15 protein-coding genes are annotated in these 17,996 nt (G+C 57.3%); 7 read left to right on the plus strand and 8 right to left on the minus strand.

Annotated features, from left to right (window positions below):
* Window positions 1-72 precede the first annotated feature (72 nt).
* Window positions 73-1,029, plus strand: coding sequence for a TerC family protein (locus M3A44_04450; GenBank protein MEQ6340906.1), 957 nt, complete (start codon window positions 73-75; stop codon window positions 1,027-1,029).
* Here M3A44_04450 and hrpA read toward each other — a convergent pair.
* The 3 genes from hrpA to M3A44_04465 all read right to left on the minus strand — a co-directional run bounded on the left by hrpA (window position 1,026) and on the right by M3A44_04465 (window position 6,035).
* Window positions 1,026-4,841, minus strand: coding sequence for an ATP-dependent RNA helicase HrpA (hrpA, locus tag M3A44_04455; GenBank protein MEQ6340907.1), 3,816 nt, complete (start codon window positions 4,839-4,841; stop codon window positions 1,026-1,028). The genes M3A44_04450 and hrpA overlap by 4 nt on opposite strands.
* Window positions 4,842-5,110: 269 nt before the next feature.
* Window positions 5,111-5,341, minus strand: a complete 231-nt coding sequence (locus tag M3A44_04460; protein MEQ6340908.1) for a GNAT family N-acetyltransferase — start codon at window positions 5,339-5,341, stop codon at window positions 5,111-5,113.
* A 163-nt stretch (window positions 5,342-5,504) separates the two neighbouring features.
* Window positions 5,505-6,035 (minus strand): DUF615 domain-containing protein, encoded by a 531-nt coding sequence (locus M3A44_04465; GenBank protein ID MEQ6340909.1) that lies wholly within the window; start codon window positions 6,033-6,035, stop codon window positions 5,505-5,507.
* Between the two features lie 45 nt (window positions 6,036-6,080).
* On the opposite strand from M3A44_04465, the gene pmbA reads away from it, so the two are divergent.
* Both pmbA and M3A44_04475 read left to right on the plus strand, forming a co-directional pair.
* Window positions 6,081-7,433, plus strand: coding sequence for a metalloprotease PmbA (pmbA, locus tag M3A44_04470; GenBank protein ID MEQ6340910.1), 1,353 nt, complete (start codon window positions 6,081-6,083; stop codon window positions 7,431-7,433).
* A gap of 282 nt (window positions 7,434-7,715) precedes the next feature.
* Window positions 7,716-8,363 carry a DUF599 domain-containing protein gene (locus tag M3A44_04475; GenBank protein MEQ6340911.1) on the plus strand — a complete coding sequence of 216 codons (648 nt, stop codon included), beginning with the start codon at window positions 7,716-7,718 and terminating at the stop codon, window positions 8,361-8,363.
* 8 nt (window positions 8,364-8,371) lie between these two features.
* On the opposite strand, the gene corA is transcribed toward M3A44_04475, so the two are convergent.
* Entirely contained in the window at window positions 8,372-9,445 is a 1,074-nt protein-coding gene (gene corA / locus M3A44_04480) for a magnesium/cobalt transporter CorA (GenBank protein ID MEQ6340912.1), read from the minus strand.
* Window positions 9,446-9,672: 227 nt separating this feature from the next.
* Between corA and M3A44_04485 the strand changes: the two genes are divergently transcribed.
* Together M3A44_04485 and M3A44_04490 are read left to right on the plus strand one after the other, a co-directional pair.
* Window positions 9,673-10,797 carry a phosphatidylglycerol lysyltransferase domain-containing protein gene (locus M3A44_04485; protein ID MEQ6340913.1) on the plus strand — a complete coding sequence of 375 codons (1,125 nt, stop codon included), beginning with the start codon at window positions 9,673-9,675 and terminating at the stop codon, window positions 10,795-10,797.
* A 7-nt stretch (window positions 10,798-10,804) separates the two neighbouring features.
* Window positions 10,805-11,278 (plus strand): GNAT family N-acetyltransferase, encoded by a 474-nt coding sequence (locus M3A44_04490; protein ID MEQ6340914.1) that lies wholly within the window; start codon window positions 10,805-10,807, stop codon window positions 11,276-11,278.
* 39 nt (window positions 11,279-11,317) lie between these two features.
* Here M3A44_04490 and leuS read toward each other — a convergent pair whose 3' ends face one another.
* Window positions 11,318-13,945: a leucine--tRNA ligase gene (leuS, locus tag M3A44_04495; GenBank protein ID MEQ6340915.1), complete on the minus strand. Its 2,628-nt coding sequence runs from the start codon at window positions 13,943-13,945 to the stop codon at window positions 11,318-11,320.
* A 143-nt stretch (window positions 13,946-14,088) separates the two neighbouring features.
* Here leuS and M3A44_04500 point away from each other — a divergent pair, with 143 nt between their 5' ends.
* Window positions 14,089-14,598: a zinc ribbon-containing protein gene (locus M3A44_04500; protein ID MEQ6340916.1), complete on the plus strand. Its 510-nt coding sequence runs from the start codon at window positions 14,089-14,091 to the stop codon at window positions 14,596-14,598.
* Between the two features lie 3 nt (window positions 14,599-14,601).
* Here M3A44_04500 and M3A44_04505 read toward each other — a convergent pair whose 3' ends face one another.
* Together M3A44_04505 and bfr are read right to left on the minus strand one after the other, a co-directional pair.
* Window positions 14,602-15,798 (minus strand): ammonium transporter, encoded by a 1,197-nt coding sequence (locus M3A44_04505; GenBank protein ID MEQ6340917.1) that lies wholly within the window; start codon window positions 15,796-15,798, stop codon window positions 14,602-14,604.
* Window positions 15,799-15,945: 147 nt separating this feature from the next.
* Window positions 15,946-16,410: a bacterioferritin gene (bfr, locus tag M3A44_04510; GenBank protein ID MEQ6340918.1), complete on the minus strand. Its 465-nt coding sequence runs from the start codon at window positions 16,408-16,410 to the stop codon at window positions 15,946-15,948.
* Window positions 16,411-16,558: 148 nt separating this feature from the next.
* Between bfr and M3A44_04515 the strand changes: the two genes are divergently transcribed.
* On the plus strand, window positions 16,559-17,002 hold the full coding sequence (locus M3A44_04515; protein MEQ6340919.1) for a sel1 repeat family protein: 444 nt from the start codon (window positions 16,559-16,561) through the stop codon (window positions 17,000-17,002).
* A gap of 335 nt (window positions 17,003-17,337) precedes the next feature.
* Here the strand turns inward: M3A44_04515 and M3A44_04520 are convergent, their stop codons facing one another.
* Window positions 17,338-17,931, minus strand: a complete 594-nt coding sequence (locus M3A44_04520; GenBank protein MEQ6340920.1) for a hypothetical protein — start codon at window positions 17,929-17,931, stop codon at window positions 17,338-17,340.
* Window positions 17,932-17,996 lie beyond the last annotated feature (65 nt).

A 17,996-nucleotide genomic window follows, 5' to 3' on the forward strand; every position in this document is an offset into this window, starting at 1 on the left:
ATTTGATTATCGTTACGCTCTGCGTTAATCACAGTGCAGCAAACAAAATACACAAGGTGAAATAGCATGGAGATGCAGTCGATCGGTTCCTGGTGGATGTGGGCGGGCTTTATTGTCCTTGTGCTGGTGATGCTGGCGGTGGACATGTTTCTGCTCGGTAGGCAGGGCGCGCACAAGGTGTCTGTGAAGGAGGCGCTGGGATGGTCCATCGTCTGGGTATCTACGGCGATGATCTTCAATGGCGCGCTGTGGTGGTATCTCGATGGTCAGATGGGGCGGGAAATCGCCAACCAAAAGGCGCTGGAGTTTTTCACCGGTTATCTGATCGAAAAATCCCTCGCAGTCGACAACATTTTTGTCTTCCTGATGATCTTCAGCTATTTTGCCGTGCCCCCCGAATACCAGCGCCGCGTGCTGCTCTATGGTGTGCTGGGGGCGATTATCATGCGTGCGGTGATGATCCTGCTCGGTGCGATGCTCATCGCAAAATTCCACTGGATTTTATATTTATTCGGAATGTTTCTGCTGGTTACCGGCATCAAGATGTTTTTCTTCGCCGACGCAAAGCCGAACCTGGAGAAGAATCCCTTGCTGCGTTGGATGCGCAGCCATATGAAAATCACCAACGAATATCATGGGGAAAAATTCTTCGTGATGAAGGAAGGTATCCGTTACGCCACGCCAATGTTTCTGGTGCTGATGTTGATCGAGTTTAGCGATTTGATATTCGCCGTGGATAGTATCCCGGCGATTTTCGCGGTGACGGAAGATCCGTTTATCGTCTTCACCTCAAACATCTTCGCCATTCTCGGCCTGCGCGCCATGTATTTTCTGCTGGCCGATGTTGCCGAGCGCTTTCATCTGCTTAAGTACGGTTTGGCGTTGGTGCTGATGTTCATTGGCGTCAAGATGCTGATCGTGGAGTTATATAAAATCCCTGTGCTGCTTGCGCTGGGTGTGGTCGCGGCAATTTTGGCGACATCGGTGATACTGAGCCTTGCGAGCACGAAGAACCTGAAAAAGGGCTAGACCTTCTGCGATTGCAGCTCCTGCCACATCTTCTGCAACCGCTTCGCCGAGACAGGTGCCGCTGTTTTGAGTTCTTGCGCGAACAGCGATACCCGCAGCTCTTCCAGCAGCCAGCGGTATTCCTCCAGAGTGGCAGCAGAAGCATGTTGCCAGTATGTTTGCCAGAGGGGCGCGAGTTCACCTTGAAGCTGTTGATCGCGCGCGGGGTTGCGCGGCAGTTTTTCCAGGCGCAGGCGGGTGGCTTTGAGGTAACGCGGCAGGTGCTGTAGTCGCGGCCAGGAGGTTCGTGTGACGAAACCTGGGTAGATCAGGCGTTGCAGTTGGTCCTTGATGTCGGTCAATGCGGGCTGGCAGGCGGGTGGTAGCGGGGCCTTGAGGCCTTTTTGTATCGCTGCATATTCGGCGAGTGTAGCCTGGATGCAGGTGCAAATCTCATTGGCGAGAGTGGGCAGGCGTGCCTTGCCTTGTTCCTTGCGTTGCTCGAAGGCTTGCTGGGTACGCGGCAGGCTAGTGTCGAGAAAGGCGCGTGTAACGGCGGCAGCGACCAGATCTTGCTTGAGTTCTTCGCAACGCCCGAGCGGCACATAGTGCAGGCACATGGTCTGCAGTCCGGGCAGGTTCTTTTCCAGATATTTGATTTGTTGTGGTAGTTGCGTCATGTACAGGCGCAGTAGGCCGCGCTGCATGGCGTGGTGTGCGGCCTCGCGGGTATCGAACAGGCGCAATGCCACGGCATCACCTTCCTCGGCCAGGGCGGGGTAGCCGATGAGGGTCAGGCCATCGCGCTGGAATTCGATCTGCTCAGGCAACTCGCCGAAGTCCCAGGCGGTAATCCCACTGCGGCCGAAGGTGTTGCGCGGCAATTCGGCAAACGCGGCCTGGGCCTGCGCGCGATGGCCCTGTTGCAGCTTGGCCAGGTCGCGGCCGATGGCAATCACCTGGCCGTTAGCGTCCACCACCTTGAAATTCATGCGCAGGTGCGCGGGTAGCGCATCCGCGCGCCAGGCCTCGGCGGGAATTTCTATTCCTGTGATTTTGCCCAGAATGGCAGTGATGGATTGAATCAGGGTTGGCGTGCCAGGTGTCAGGGTTTGCAGGCAGATGTCGGCATAGTTGGGCACGGGTACGAAGTGGCGGCGCAGTCCTTGCGGCAGGGACTTCAGCAGCGCTGTGACCTTTTCGCGCAGCAGCCCAGGCACCAGCCAATCGAAGCGGGCGGGCTGGAGCTGGTTAAGCACCGAGACGGGGACGATAACGGTGACGCCGTCTTCTTCATGGCCTGGCTCGAAGCGGTATTCCAACTGCAAGCGCAGGCCTTGCAGCTCCAGATGCGCAGGAAACTGCTCCGAGCTCGCGGCCACCGCGCCCTCAGTCATAAGATCTTCGCGGGTCAGGAACAGCAGACGCGGATTGGTGCGCTCCTGTTCCTTGTGCCAGCGTTCGAACAGCGGGCCGTTATAGATCCCCGCAGGAATGCGCGCATCGTAAAATGCATAGAGCTGATGCTCGTCGATGACAAGATCACGCCGCCGTTGTTTGTGCTCCAGCTCCTCGACTTCCGTCAGTAAATCGCGGTTGTGCGTGAAGAACGGCGCATTGGTGCGGTACTCGCCCTCGACCAAGGCGGCACGGATGAAGATCTCGCGCGCCGTTACCGGATCAATGGGGCCAAAGACTATACGACGTTTTTCAACCACAGTGAGGCCGAACAGTACGACACGTTCGTAGGCCACCACCTGGGCGCTGCCCTTCTCCCAGTGCGGCTCAAAATGGCTGCGCCGCAACAGATGCGCGCCGACGCGCTCCAGCCACTCGGGTTCGATGCGCGCCACGGTGCGGGCATAGAGGCGCGCGGTCTCCACCAGTTCGGCGGCCATGATCCACTTGGGCGGTTTTTTGTGGAGTGCAGAGCCGGGAAAAATCGCAAGCTTGGTGTTGCGCGCCCCCAGGTATTCGCGATCGTCGCCCTTGACGGCGATATTGCCAAGCAACCCCGCCAGCAGCGCGCGATGGATGGCGGCATAATCGGCGGGGATGTCGTTGAGGCGCAGCCCAATTTCCTTGGCCACGGTATAAAGCTGGGTATGGATGTCGCGCCACTCGCGCATGCGCACATAAGACAGGTAGCGCTCAGCGCACCAGCGGCGCAGCTTGGCTTGGGACAAGTGGCGCGCCTGTTCTTCGTAGGCGTCCCACAGCCTGAGATAACTCAGGAAGTCCGAGCGCTCGTCGCTGAAAGCACGGTGGCAGGTATCGGCCTGTTGTTGAGACTCCAAAGGACGCTCGCGCGGATCGGCGATGCTCAAGGCGGCCGCGATGATCAAGGCCTCGCTCAGACAGTGTTCGTCGCGCGCCGCGAGGATCATGCGTCCGATGCGCGGATCGGCGGGGAGCTTGGCGAGCTGGCGGCCCAGTTCGGTGAGGTGGCGCTGTTCATCCAGCGCGCCTAACTCAATCAGCGTCTGATAACCGTCCTTGATATGACGTGAGTCGGGCGGATCCATGAACGGAAAGTGCTCGATCTCGTGTAATCGCAGCGCCTTCATCTGCAAAATCACCTGCGCCAGATTGGCGCGCCGGATTTCGGGATCGGTGTAGCGTGACCGCAGCTCATAATCCTGTTCAGAATAAAGACGGATGCACACACCGCTGCTCACGCGGCCGCAGCGGCCCGCGCGCTGATCCGCTGCCGCTTGCGAGATTGGCTCGATGGGCAGGCGCTGCACCTTGGTGCGCGGATTGTAGCGGCTGACGCGCGCATGGCCAGGGTCGATGACATAACGGATGCCCGGTACGGTAAGCGAGGTCTCGGCCACGTTAGTGGCGAGCACGATACGGCGACCAGTGTGGGGGCGAAACACCTGCTCTTGTTCGGCGGCGTTGAGGCGCGCATAGAGCGGCAGGATTTCAGTGTGGGGCGGATGGTGCTTGCGCAGGTTTTCCGCCGTCTCGCGGATCTCGCGCTCGCCGCTCAGGAAGATCAGGATATCGCCCGGCCCCAGGCGCGATAGTTCGTCCACGGCATCGAGGATCGCCTGCTGTACGTCACGGTCTTGCTGGTCTTCGTTTTCGGCCAGCAGCGGACGGTAACGCATCTCCACCGGATAGCTGCGGCCACTCACCGTGATAATGGGAGCGTCGGTAAAGTGCTGGGCAAAGCGTTCCGGGTCGATGGTAGCTGAGGTAATGATCAATTTGAGATCGGGACGCTTGGGCAGCAGTTGCTTGAAATAGCCGAGCAGGAAGTCGATGTTGAGGCTGCGTTCGTGGGCCTCGTCAATGATAATGGTATCGTACTGGGTGAGGTTTGGGTCACCCTGGGTCTCGGCGAGCAGGATGCCGTCGGTCATCAGCTTGATGCAAGCCGCATCGCTGGTCTTTTCGTGAAAGCGCACCTTGTAACCCACCAAGCCACCCAATTCGCTGTGCAGTTCCTGAGCGATGCGCATTGCCACGCTGCGTGCCGCAATGCGCCGCGGCTGGGTGTGGCCGATATAGCCCGCCGCTCCCCTGCCCAAGGACAGGCAGATTTTGGGCAATTGTGTGGTCTTGCCCGAACCGGTCTCGCCGCACACGATCACCACCTGATGCGCATGGATTGCTGCGGCGATCTTTTCACGCTGTTCGCTGACGGGTAGATCTTCGGGGAATTCCGGTATCGGCAAGGCCGCCAGCCGTCGTGCGCGGCGATCTCTCGAAGCGTCTATTGAAGCGCTCAGGCCTGCATAGGCCCCTTGGTTCAACCGCCCTGCGGCATGGTCGCGGCACAGCCGGTCAAGACGGCGGCGCAACGGCTGTTGATCGGCAAGCATGCACGCGTCAAGCGCGGCAGAGAGGACATCGAATTGAAGTTGCACGGAAGGACAGTCGCCGGGAAAAGGGGCACAGTTTAACCTAAAAACGGCAGTTGGAATCGTGGCGATGACGGCATACACACACTTCCTTGTGCGTCGGAGGTAAAGCAACCCAGGCAGGAGAACGTCGCACGCCGGATCGCTATTCGGCCCCACGAAATCTGTTCAGCTACGAACAGTTTCGCCGGCATTTGCAGCCTTCCTATATCGGAGCTGCATCACCCCATTCAGATGGATAATGCGCACATCGCATGTCTGGTTGCCGAATACCCCTGTTTCCGGAAGAATTCTTGCTGGTCCTCAAAGGGCATGACGTACAAAGGGATGCCAACGAAATACGTCTCGGCGGCGTGCAGCGGTGCTTTGCCAATGCCCCTGCGCTGGACGGAAGGATGAACAACGACCCCATCGACGAACGCAGTGAACACACCGTCGTTCAATGCGTTCAAGTAGCTCACGGATATGGGTCACGAATGCTGCGGCAGAAAAGGCGTTTTTAACCGCTGCCGTCTCATAGGAGGAATCCTCGCCCCACCCGACCGCGCCCATAAGGGATGCGAAGTCGGAGGGCGAGACGTTCCTGTCAGTGAAAAGCTGGAATTTGGTTGTATCCATGCCCTCCTACTGATTTTTCTCCTCTTCCTCCGTCCCGTCCACGGCCGAAACCTCCCGCAAATACCGAAACAACGCCCGCGCCGCTGCCGGGGGCTTGTTGGCCGTGACCTCGCGAGCCGCATTGCGCAGCAACTGGCGGATCTGCTGGCTGTCGGCGCCGGGGTATTCTGTGAGAAATTCGCTGAGCGCGGTGTCACCTTCGCTCAGTAAGCGGTCGCGCCAGCGTTCCAGCTGGTGAAATTGCGTGGTGGCTTGCTGGCTGCGGTTATTGAACGCATCCAGCGCCTTTTGGATCGGCGCGGGGTCAACATCGCGCATCAATTTACCGATATACTGTAACTGGCGTTTGTGTGCTCCGTGCTCCGTAATGGCGCGCGCGGCAACGATGGCGGCACGCAGGTGTTCCGGCAGAGGCATAGCCTTGAATTGGCTGGCATTCAATTTCACCAGCGCCTCGCCCAGTTCTTGCAGAGCGCTGGCCTCCCGTTTGAGCTGGGATTTGCTTTTTGCTTCGGGGCTTGTATCGTCGTCTATCATAAAGGCAATATGGTTTCTTAATTCAGCTTCGAGAGAGTATTCACAATGTCACAGATCACGCCTTCCAGCAACACCAACCCGAGCAATGCCCAGCTTGAAGACCTGGTGCGCGACATCCTCGCCGAGGCGCGCGCGCAGGGCGCGAGTGCGGCGGAGGCGGGCGTCAGTCTTGAAACCGGCTTGTCGGTGACGGCGCGTCTGGGTGAGGTGGAAACCATCGAGTATAACCGCGACAAGGGGTTGGGTGTTACGGTCTATTTTGGCGGGCGCAAGGGTTCGTCGAGCACATCGGACTTCACGCCCGAGGCGGTGCGCGAGGCGGTGCGGGCGGCGTGCAGTATCGCCAAATATACCGCAGAAGATGAGTATGCGGGCCTGGCCGATGCAGCGCTCATGGCGCGCGAAGTTCCCGATCTTGATCTGTGCCACCCGTGGGGTATCAGCGCCGAGCAGGCCATCGAGCTGGCAATTGAATGCGAGAATGCAGCGCGCGGCATGGATGTGCGCATCACCAATTCCGAGGGCGGTAGTGTCTCCAGCCACCAAGGCTACCGGGTGTACGGCAATAGCCACGGCTTCATCGGCGCCTATCCCAGCACACGGCACAGCCTGAGCTGCGCGGTGATTGGCGGGGAGGGTGAGGGGATGCAGCGCGACTACTGGTTCACTGTGGCGCGCGACAGCGCGGAGCTGGAGGCGGCGGCGGAGGTGGGGCGGCGTGCCGCGCAACGCACCCTGCGCCGTCTCGATGCGCGCCGCTTGCCCACCTGCCAGGTCCCGGTGATCTTCGCCGCTGAAATCGCCACCAGCCTGTTGTCGCATTTCACCAGCGCGATACGTGGTGGCGCGTTGTATCGCAAGGCGACCTTTTTGCTGGATCATTTGGGCAAGCAGATTTTCCCTGCCCATGTTCACATCCACGAACAACCGCATCTGAAACGGGCGCTGGGCAGCACACCGTTTGATAACGAAGGCGTGGCGACGCAGGCGCGTGACATTGTGCGCGACGGTGTATTGCAGGGCTATATCCTGGACAGCTACGCGGCGCGCAAACTCGGTATGCAGACCACCGGCAATGCGGGTGGCGTGCATAATTTGATCATTGATCCGGGCGCGCTTGATCTGGATGGATTGCTGCGGCGCATGGACAAGGGCTTGCTGGTCACCGAGTTGATGGGGATGGGTGTCAACGCCGTAACCGGCGATTATTCACGCGGCGCGGCGGGCTTCTGGGTGGAAAACGGCGAGATTCAATATCCCGTTGAGGAGATCACCATCGCCGGGAATCTGCGCGACATGTTCATGCGCATTGTCGAGGTGGGCAACGATGTCGAGATGCGCGGCGGGACACGCACCGGCTCGATATTGATTGAAGAAATGATGATTGCAGGTGAATAGTTTAGAGCCTGTCTGTGAATAAATCATCCCTGCGTTGCCGCCCCAAAACGCGCCAGGCATGGCGCGAGCCGCGAAGTTTGGTTGCGCCAAATGAGCGGCGAGCAACGCCGCATGGCGCGTTTTGGGGCGCAACCCGGAGGGACGGGGCCGGTTTTACGCAGTGCGGCGTCACGCTTCGCTCATGTGCAACAAGCACACTGCACTCAGGCTTCCTTGCCCTGCGTAAAACCGGCTCCCGTCGCAGGGATGATTTATTCACAGACAGGCTCTTAGGCGCAGAAGATGTTTGATGACCCCTGGTTAGAGCAAGGGCTTACCACGCTCTCCTTTGTCGCGCTGGTGGCGTATCACCTTCACTTGATATATAGGATCCACCGCACACCGCTGGCGACGGCCATTGGTCTGAATACCCATACGCGCCGCGTATGGGTGGAGACCATCATGGAGAAGCAATTGGATATCCTGGCGATACAGACGCTACGCAACTGGAGTATGGCGGCAAGCTTTCTGGCCAGTGCCGCGATATTAATTAGCCTGGGCATACTCAACGCAGCATTCATCACGGGTGGTATCGGTGGGACGCCTCAACTCATAATGAGGGTAAGCCATGAAAGTGGTGGAATATGGCTGGTAAAACTGCTGTTTCTGATCGTCACCTTCTTTTTTGCATTTTTTAACTTTACCCTGGCCATCCGCTCCTATAACCGCGTCGGCTTCATGATTAACATTCCCACCGAACGGGATCCGCTGATTACCCCGGCTTTCGTGGCAAACATGCTGGCCCACGGCATGAATCATTATTCGCTGGGTATGCGTGGTTATTATCTTGCCGTGCCCTTGGTGCTGTGGTTGTTTGGACCGTTATGGCTGGCCATCGGCACGGTGGTTTTGATACTGGTGATGTACCGGATTGATTACAATCTTGATTAGCTGTGGCGTCAAAACCAGTTCTTGCGCTTGAAGTACACCAGCATCCCTCCCATCATGCCGACGATGATCAGCCAGGCGAACAGGTAGCCATACTTCCATTCAAGCTCCGGCATGTTCCACGGACTGGCCGCATGGTCGAAATTCATGCCATATACGCCAACGACAAAGGTGGGTGGAATGAACAGCGTGGCGATAACCGTCAGCACGCGCATGACATCATTGAGGCGCATGCTGACGCTGGAGAGATAAACGTCCAGCATGCTCGCCATGATGTCGCGGTAGGTTTCCAGCAAATCCATAATCTGTATAGTGTGGTCGTAGCAGTCGCGCAGATAGGTTTTGGTGCTCTCTTGGATCAGAGTGTGATCGCCACGCAGCAGCGAATTGAGCACCTCGCGCTGCGGCCACAACATGCGGCGCAGCAGCAGCAGTTCACGCTTGATATGATGGATGGTATGCAGGGTTTGTTTGCTGGGTTTGTCCAGCAACTCCTCTTCCAGTTCTTCTATCCATTCCCCGACATCCTCCAGCACCGGAAAGCCCTGGTCGATGATCACGTCCAGCAGCGCATACAGCAGATGATCCGGGCCGTCCGCGCGAATGTGGCCGCTGTGGTTGCGCAGCCGCTTGCGCACGAGTTCGAAAGGATCTTCCAGGCCGTCGTGAAAGCTCACCACAAAATTGCTGCCCACGAACATGCTGACCTGCTCGGTGACAATCGAGCCGTTGCGCCGCACAGGGAGGCTCATGACGACGAACAGCTGGTTGTCATAAGCCTCAGACTTGGGACGTTGCCCGGTATTGAGCACGTCTTCCAGGGCTAGCGGATGCAGGCCGAACGCATCGCCGATCTTGCGTAGAAGCGCCGGTTCGGTATGGCCGTGCAGGTGGATCCAGGTCATGGCGGGGTGGACGAGATGAGGCAGGCATTCCTCGAAGGTTACATTTTCTTTCTCGATATATTCCGTTGCATCGTAATCAATGAGGCGGATGTTGATCGGCCTGGATGCGGCGGATTCGTCCGCAGTCAGCACGCCCGGTGGGGTGCCTGGCGGGTGGTAACGCTTAGTAAAGTAGCTCATGTGCAGGTTGTAGCCGTATTGAGACAGGGATTCTTGATGAATCTTGCAAAGAATACTTTACAAGCATTTCATTTTGTTCTATTAAAGGCAAGTGGCGTGTTCAGCATTATGCCAAAAGCCTGCTGGACTCAGGCATGGCTAAGGTTTGCCGGAAAGCTGTCGCTATAGTGCGCAACGCCATTCCTGTTGTTGGCGATGGTATTCACTTTATAATCAAGGAGACATAAATGCTCAGCCAAACAGACGAACCCCCCGGTAGTAACGTATATGCCAGCCGTCTCAAATGGAGCGAGACCGACCGAACATCCGTAAGGAATATCGCGGTACTGTCCAACGAACTTTTCCCTAAAAATTATCTCGCAATTGAGGGATACCGGCTCTGCCCCTTCACTATCGAAGTCAAACCTCTCTTCAATCGCTATCAGCAGCACCTCCAAGTCACTCTTTCCGATTATACCTTCGCCAATAACATTATCTGGCTGTCGCGGATGAGCGCCTTTTACCAGATCATTGAAGATTGCTTCTGTCTGTTCAGCCTCAATGGCAATTGCCTGACCATGCTGCTGCCGCCGCTGGGTGATCCGTCGCGCCAGGCGCGCGCGCTGGAAGTGTGCTTCGAGATCATGGACAGCTACAACCCGTCCCCCTATCTGAGTACGGTGGAGTATGTTTACCGCGACTTCCTGACAGTGTTGAATATCAATGCCAATGCCGAAAGTGGCGAAGATGGTCTCCCCGCGCTAACCAACAGCCAATGGCTGGTGGAGCGCGCCCTGCCGGACTACATTTACTCCACGGAGGATCTGATCGAGCTCAAGGGTAACCCCTACAAGACCAAGCGCGGTGAGATCAATCAATTCCGGCGCAGCTACCCCGATCACCGGCTGGAAGTGCTGGGACCACAGCATTGGGAAGGGATCCGCGCCCTGATGGACACCTGGCTGAAAAACCGCATCAAATACCTTAATGGGGACGCCATCGCCGATTTCTTTTATACCGTCGAGATGGAGCGCAAGGCCATTGAGCGGGCCATAGAGCACTATGGCCGGCTGGATTTGCAGGGCTTGTGCCTGTTTATCGGCGATACGCTCGAAGGATTCACCTTTGGCGAGCGCATTACTTCGACCGTGGCCAGCGTGCTGGTCGAAAAAACCAACTTCGCCATCCTCGGCTCAGCGCAGTTCCTGTTCCGCGAGTTTGCCAAAATGTATCGCGACTGCGTGCATATCAATGTTGGCGACGACCTTGGCCTTGAAAATTTACGCAGGGTAAAAATGAGCTACCGCCCCGTTCTGTTCGGAGAAAAGTTTACGCTACGTCACCTTGCGGAGGGCGGCGGTTTCCCTTCCTGATTTTGCGATGATGTCTGAAATAATACGTCCAGCCGTGCCGGAAGACCTGGATGCACTGGTGCGGCTGGAAACGGTATTTCCCGGCGACTGCATCAGCCGGAAAAGTTTCCGGCATCTCCTCGCGCACGGCCATGCCGCGATTTGGGTGTGCGATGGGGGTCAAGGTGTCGTCGGCAACGCCGTTGTTCTTTACCGTCGGCGCTCCGTCGGCGCGCGTGTCTACTCGCTGGTGGTCGATCCAGCCTGCCAAGGCCGCGGCATTGCCCGTGCCTTGCTCGAAACCGCCGAACAGGCCGCCGCCGCAAAGGGCTGCATCACCATGCATCTGGAGGTGCGCGCCGACAATGACGCGGCCATACGGCTGTACCGCAAGGCCGGATACCTGCCGGACGGGCGAGTCGACAGTTATTACGACGACGGGATGGCCGCGCAACGGCTGCGCAAATCCATTGCATTTGCGGGCAAGTCCTCCGCGAGATGATATACATTATGGCTTTAGCCGATTGCGGCTAATCTCAATTTAGCCCGTCACCACAATGTTCACCAGCTTACCGGGCACCACAATCATTTTCTTGATCGCGTTGCTGTCGACGAAGCGTTTGACGTTTTCGTCGGCGAGCGCCACGGCTTCGATTTCGGGGCGTGATGCAGTGGCGGGCACGGAGATGCGACCGCGTAGTTTACCGTTGACCTGAACGACGAGCTCGATGCTGTCCTTTACCAGGGCGGCAGGGTCGGGTTGTGGCCAGGGTGCGTTCACGATTGCATCGGTGTGGCCCAGCTCATGCCATAGTGCATGGGTGACGTGCGGCACGATGGGTGAAAGAATCAGCACGATGGACTCCAGCGCTTCTTGCATGGTGGCCCGCCCTTGTTCTGAGGTGTCTTCGAAGCGGTAGAGTGCGTTGATGAGTTCCATAGTTGCCGCGATGGCGGTGTTAAACGTGTAACGCCGACCGATATCGTCGCTGGTTTTGCGGATGGTTTCATGCACCTGTAAACGTAACGCACGCTGCTCGGCGGTGAGGTTGCTGGCGTCCAGCGCGGGCGCAGGGCCGTGGCTAAGGTGCTCGGCGACGCGCTTCCAGAGACGTTTCAAGAAGCGAAAAGCGCCTTCCACTCCCGCGTCAGACCATTCCAGGGATTGTTCCGGCGGGGCGGCGAACATCATGAATAAACGGGCGGTGTCCGCACCGTATTTGTCGACCAGTTCCTGAGGATCAACGCCATTATTTTTTGATTTGGACATGGTTTCAATGCCGCCAACTGTGACAGGCTGACCATCGGTGTTGAGTATGGCGCTGGTGGTGCGGCCTTTGTTGTCGCGCTCAAGGGTTACTTCGTGTGGGAAGTAGTAATCCTTTTTGCCGTTCGGATGAGTGCGGTACAGCGTTTCAGCCAGCACCATGCCTTGTGTCAGCAGTTTGGCGAAGGGTTCATTGCCTGCCACCAACCCTTCGTCGCGCATCAGCTTGTGGAAAAAACGCGCGTAGAGCAGATGAAGAATGGCGTGCTCGATACCGCCGATGTATTGGTCCACCGGCAGCCAGTAGCGAGCCTTTTCATCTACCATGCCGGTTGTTGCATGGGGGGAGGCGAAGCGCGCGTAGTACCAGGAGGATTCGGCGAAGGTATCCATGGTGTCTGTTTCACGCCGCGCGGGTTTGCCGCAGTGCGGACAGTGTGTTTCATAGAATTCGGGCATTTTGGAGAGCGGGTTGCCGCTGCCATCCGGCACCACGTCCTCCGGCAGCACCACCGGGAGCTGGTCATCAGGCACCGGCACATCGCCGCAGTCGGTGCAGTGGATGATGGGAATAGGGCAGCCCCAGTAGCGTTGACGCGAGATGCCCCAGTCGCGCAGGCGGAACTGGATTTTTGGTTGCCCCAGCGCTTTGTTTTGCAAGGCCGCAGCCATGCTGTCAAAGGCTTGCTCGAAGGTGAAGCCGTCGAACTCGTTGGAGTTGAAGAGCAGGCCGTAATCAGTGTAGGCGGCGGTGAGCGGCATGGGAAGCTCGCCATCCGCAGGACGAATGACGGCTTTAATGGGCAAGCCGTATTGGGTGGCGAACGCAAAGTCGCGCTCGTCGTGGGCCGGCACCGCCATGACGGCGCCTTCGCCGTAGCCCATTAAGACATAGTTGGCGACCCACACAGGAAGCCGCTCACCTGTGAATGGGTGTTGCACATAGTGCCCGGTGGCCATGCCGGTTTTTTCTTGTGTGGCGAGCTCTGCCTCGGTTACACCGCCTTTTTTGCAGGCTTCGATAAATGCTTGCAGCGCGGGGTTATGGGCGGCGGCTTGGGTAGCCAGCGGGTGTTCGGCCGCCACGGCGACATAAGTGATGCCCATCAGCGTGTCGGGTCGGGTGGTGAATACCTTCAGCACCTCTTTGGCAGCTCCCTCTCCCGTAAGGGGAGAGGGTTGGGGTGAGGGCGCATACGGAAAGTGGACTTCCATGCCACGGCTCTTGCCGATCCAGTTGCGCTGCATGGCTTTAACCTGCTCCGGCCAGTCAGGCAAGGTGTCGAGGTCGGCCAGAAGCTCTTCGGCATAAGAAGTAATGCGGAAGTAGTACATGGGGATTTCGCGTTTTTCGACCAGAGCGCCACTGCGCCAGCCACGCCCGTCGATGACTTGTTCGTTGGCGAGTACGGTTTGATCGGCAGGGTCCCAGTTGACGATGCCGTTTTTTTTGTAGATAAGCCCCTTCTTAAAGAGTCGCGTAAACAACCATTGCTCCCAGCGATAGTACTCGGGTTTGCAGGTGGCGATTTCGCGCTCCCAGTCGATGGCAAGGCCCAGCGATTTGAGCTGTTTGCGCATGTAGTCGATGTTGTCGTAGGTCCATTGGGCCGGTGCGACGTTATTTTTCATGGCGGCGTTTTCCGCAGGCAGGCCGAAGGCATCCCAACCCATGGGTTGCAGCACATTTTTGCCCTGCATACGCTGGTAACGGGAGATGACGTCGCCGATGGTGTAGTTGCGCACGTGCCCCATATGCAGCCGCCCACTGGGATAGGGGAACATCGACAGGCAGTAGTATTTTTCCCGGCTGGAGTCCTCAATCGCATTAAATGTACGATTTTCTTCCCAGTAGCGTTGCGCCTGGGTTTCACAACTGGAGGGTTGGTAATGCTCGTCCATCGTCAATTCCGCTATCTATGGTGGGTGGTTTTGCTGGCTATTATAAGGTTTTGATATGGCAAGGTGCATTTTTTGAGATCGGCGCATGAATACATTAACCATGCTATGGTAATGTAAGATTTCTTACTTTTGAGGCTATGGCAATGACCCAGGAAAAACACACGCCCGACGAAAAACATGTCCACGCCTATGACCGCATGATGGGGCAGGTGAAGGCATTGATGGCGCATGCTGGTTACAAGGATATCAGGCATGCTATCGAGACAGTCAAAGAAAAGGCTGTTGAGATCGGCGAGCTGACGCGCGAGGAGGCGGAGCTGATCGGCGATTATCTGGTCCGTGATGTGGAAGATGCAGGAACGTATCTGGCTGACACCGGCGGTGAGCTAAAGGATTGGTTGCGTTTTGATTTGCAGCTTATCGAAGAACGGTTGCTGGAGGTGTTTGCAGCAGCGGCGGACCAGACCAAGCTGGAGCTGCTGCTGCTTGCAGAACGCGCCCGGCAGGCTTCGCTCTATCATACCGGCGAGATCACCGGCATTGGCACGCTGCAATGCGTCAACTGCGCAAAACAACTGCATTTTCATGCCACCAGCCATATTCCGCCTTGCCCCAAGTGTCATGGGTCGGTTTTTGAGCGGGCAGCCAAATAGGGGCTAATCCCCGTAACGTGGTTCGGCGCTGATCTTGTGGATACTGAGATCGGCGCCATTGAACTCTTCCTCTTGGGACAGGCGCAGACCGACCAGCTTCTTTAGCGCGCCATACACAATAAAGCCGCCCGCGAGAGCAATGGTGATGCCGAGCAGTGTCCCCACGATCTGGGAGGCAAGGCTAACGCCGCCCACGCCACCCAGCGCCTGCATCCCGAAAATCCCTGCGGCGATGCCGCCCCATGTGCCGCACAGCCCATGCAGCGGCCATACGCCGAGCACGTCGTCGATCTTCCATTTGTTTTGGGTAAGGGTGAAGGTCCATACGAACAGCGCACCGGCTATGGCGCCAGTGGTAAGTGCGCCCATCGGGTGCATGACATCCGACCCGGCGCATATCGCCACCAGTCCCGCCAGTGCGCCATTGTGTACGAAGCCGGGGTCGTTACGGCCCGCGAACAATGCCGCGAGGATGCCGCCGACCATGGCCATCAGCGAGTTGACGGCGACCAGTCCACTCACGGCCTCGACGGTTTGCGCGGACATGACGTTGAAGCCGAACCAGCCCACCGCCAGTATCCAGGCTCCCAGCGCGAGGAAGGGGATGCTGGAGGGCGGGTGCGCTGCTATCGCGCCATCACGCCCGTAGCGTCCGTGGCGCGCACCCAAGAGGAGAACGGCGCCGAGCGCAATCCAGCCGCCCACGGCATGTACCACCACCGAACCGGCAAAGTCGTGAAACTTGGCGCCGAACTGTTGCATCAGCCAATCCTGGATGCCAAAGCGCCCATTCCATGCAATGCCTTCAAACAGTGGATAGATCAGCGCCACCAGCAGGAAGGTCGCCGCCAATTGCGGGTAAAACCGGGCGCGTTCCGCGATGCCACCGGAAACGATAGCCGGGATCGCTGCGGCAAAAGTGAGCAGGAAGAAAAACTTGACCAGCTCGTAACCGTTCTTTTCTGTTAGCGTCTGTGCGCCATGCAGGAAGTCTATACCGTAGGCGATGCCGTAACCAACGAAGAAGTAGGCGATGGTGGACACGGAAAAATCGGTGACGATCTTGACCAGCGCGTTGACCTGGTTCTTTTTGCGCACCGTGCCGACTTCAAGGAACGCGAAGCCTGCGTGCATCGCCAACACCATGATCGCGCCGAGAAGGATGAACAGTACGTCACTGCCTGATTTTAAGGTCTCCATAGCCACCCTCTGCTGAAAATGGCTAATGATACCTTTTGTGCCACGAATCCGCAGCCTAAAAAACAACGGGCCAAGCGTGTACAAAGCTTGGCCCGTTCAGTGCGGCATTGTCAGGGAGCTCGCGCAACCCTGAACCACAGGGGTGGATTACATTTGAGATTGCAGGTAGTTGTGTATGCCGACTTTCTGAATCAAGTCCAGTTGGGTCTCCAGCCAGTCGATGTGTTTTTCAGTGTCTTCGAGCAACTCCTGGAAAAGTGCCTTGGAAACATCGTCTGGCTGCGTGCGGCAGTATTGAAGCGCCTCGATAAGCAGTGGCCTGGACTGGGTTTCCAGCGCCAAGTCCAGCTTGAGCTGTTCTTCGACGTTTTCACCCACGTTGAGCTTGTGCAGGTCTTGCAGGTTGGGCAGGCCTTCAAGAAACAGAATGCGGTCCATCAACTGCTCAGCGTGCTTCATTTCCTCTATGCTTTCGGCGCGGATTTTCTCGGCAAGCTTCTTGAAGCCCCAGTTCTCCTGCATCTTGTAATGCATGAAATACTGGTTAATGGCGGTGAGCTCGCAGGTGAGCTGCTGATTGAGGTAAGCGATAACCTTTTTGTCGCCTTGCATAGCTGGATCCTCCAAATTAAATGTGGCCTAGCATAACAGTAAGAAGGGAAGAGTGGCTAGGAGCCTGGGCGCAGCAGCGTGTTGCATGCCCTCCGAGCACGCCGTATATTGTGGTCAATAGATAAGGCGCAACGAGCGCGGGGGTTTAATGAAGAGATTGAAATGGCTGGCGGCGGTTGTGCTCTTGAGCTTCGCCAGGATCGTGGCGGCGGACTCAATCGAATCGCTGAAAGAGTTGGCTGCGCAGGGTGATGCCGCAGCTCAGCTCGGTGTTGGGGCGATGTATGCCATCGGCCAAGATGTGCCGCAGGATTTTGCCGAGGCCGTGAAGTGGTACCGCAAGGCCGCAGAGCAAGGAAACTCAGGGGGCCAGTTTAGCCTCGGGTTGATGTATCAAAATGGCCGGGGCGTATCGAAGGACTTCGTTCAGGCGCACAAGTGGCTTAATCTGGCCGCCGCACAGAAATCCGGCGAATTACAGGAAAAAACCGCAGCCCTGCGCGATGAACTGGCAAATCGCATGCTTCCTGAACAGGTTGCGGAGGCGCAGCGACTGGCGCGGGAGTGGAAGCCAACGGAGAGTAAGAAGTAGCTTGGCTCTATCAGCGCATGTTCCGCATCCATCAGGCATTGCTTCACGGGGAAACGGCTGGTTAAGGAATTGGCGCTGGCGGGTATCGCCCGATGGTGGCTGTTAATCACTACCTGAAGGATGTATACCAGCCTTTAATCAACGGTTCATGGTGTCGGCGGCAGACACGGGCAGTGCGTTTGCACTGCTGGTTGATGGTCGCCTGGGTACTCTCTTGCGCGAGCGTTTTGAACGGATGGCTGGATTTTCACTAAAGACGCCCCAAGCGAAAAAGTTCTCCAGAGAAACGAACAAGATCTTGCATCTCTCTCGCGTCTTTAATTGCGATAATCATCTCACCAGGGGGGGCGAAGGATGGCATGGCTCAGCGGCGGCGAGGCGTCGTGGCTCGACACAAGAAAGAACCACACGAAACCACCAAACACAAATCGATACGCTATGTGCCCGGCGAGATTTAGCCGCTTGGGCGGCATTATGATCTGGGTAAAAGCTTCGTCTTCAACCTTGATGCCAAACATCAAGCATCCATAATGAAATGGGCGGCCTGGGTCTCCTCGCAGCAATAACTGGCGAAGGATTTCGGCGTGCTTGCCAAGCCCCACGTTTTCAAAAAACGGAAGACTCGAAACTCCGGCGCGCCATAGCACCGAAAGCTGGAGCAAGCGAAATTTGGCATAGTCGAGGCCGCCAACATAAACCCGGCTCCCCTCCCGTCGATGGGAAAGCTCCACGCCACCTTTCAGGGCCAAGCTGGCATATCGCTCCCACCCTGAAAATAACCCTTCGCACTCTCCACAAAGCAGTGGTTCGTGAACCCCTTTTTGGGCAAGTGAGTTGCTTTGCTCTGGAATACCCGACAGAGCATGAAAGCGATGTTTGTCATCGTATAACGATTTATACAAGAACTCGGGGATGATGTGCGAATTCATTAGTTTCCGCGGTCGATGGCAAAGCGCGCACGACATGGCAGGCTCTAACGATCCGTTTCCCATCG

The organism is Gammaproteobacteria bacterium, assembly GCA_040183005.1.
Lineage (GTDB): Bacteria > Pseudomonadota > Gammaproteobacteria.

Bases quoted from the DNA above. Each gene is read 5' to 3' on its own strand.
- M3A44_04450 (MEQ6340906.1), top strand. From the start codon at position 73: ATGCAGTCGATCGGTTCCTGGTGGATGTGGGCGGGCTTTATTGTCCTT.
- hrpA (MEQ6340907.1), bottom strand. From the start codon at position 4,841: ATGCTTGCCGATCAACAGCCGTTGCGCCGCCGTCTTGACCGGCTGTGC.
- M3A44_04465 (MEQ6340909.1), bottom strand. From the start codon at position 6,035: ATGATAGACGACGATACAAGCCCCGAAGCAAAAAGCAAATCCCAGCTC.
- pmbA (MEQ6340910.1), top strand. From the start codon at position 6,081: ATGTCACAGATCACGCCTTCCAGCAACACCAACCCGAGCAATGCCCAG.
- M3A44_04475 (MEQ6340911.1), top strand. From the start codon at position 7,716: ATGTTTGATGACCCCTGGTTAGAGCAAGGGCTTACCACGCTCTCCTTT.
- corA (MEQ6340912.1), bottom strand. From the start codon at position 9,445: ATGAGCTACTTTACTAAGCGTTACCACCCGCCAGGCACCCCACCGGGC.
- M3A44_04485 (MEQ6340913.1), top strand. From the start codon at position 9,673: ATGCTCAGCCAAACAGACGAACCCCCCGGTAGTAACGTATATGCCAGC.
- M3A44_04490 (MEQ6340914.1), top strand. From the start codon at position 10,805: ATGATGTCTGAAATAATACGTCCAGCCGTGCCGGAAGACCTGGATGCA.
- leuS (MEQ6340915.1), bottom strand. From the start codon at position 13,945: ATGGACGAGCATTACCAACCCTCCAGTTGTGAAACCCAGGCGCAACGC.
- M3A44_04500 (MEQ6340916.1), top strand. From the start codon at position 14,089: ATGACCCAGGAAAAACACACGCCCGACGAAAAACATGTCCACGCCTAT.
- M3A44_04505 (MEQ6340917.1), bottom strand. From the start codon at position 15,798: ATGGAGACCTTAAAATCAGGCAGTGACGTACTGTTCATCCTTCTCGGC.
- bfr (MEQ6340918.1), bottom strand. From the start codon at position 16,410: ATGCAAGGCGACAAAAAGGTTATCGCTTACCTCAATCAGCAGCTCACC.
- M3A44_04515 (MEQ6340919.1), top strand. From the start codon at position 16,559: ATGAAGAGATTGAAATGGCTGGCGGCGGTTGTGCTCTTGAGCTTCGCC.
- M3A44_04520 (MEQ6340920.1), bottom strand. From the start codon at position 17,931: ATGAATTCGCACATCATCCCCGAGTTCTTGTATAAATCGTTATACGAT.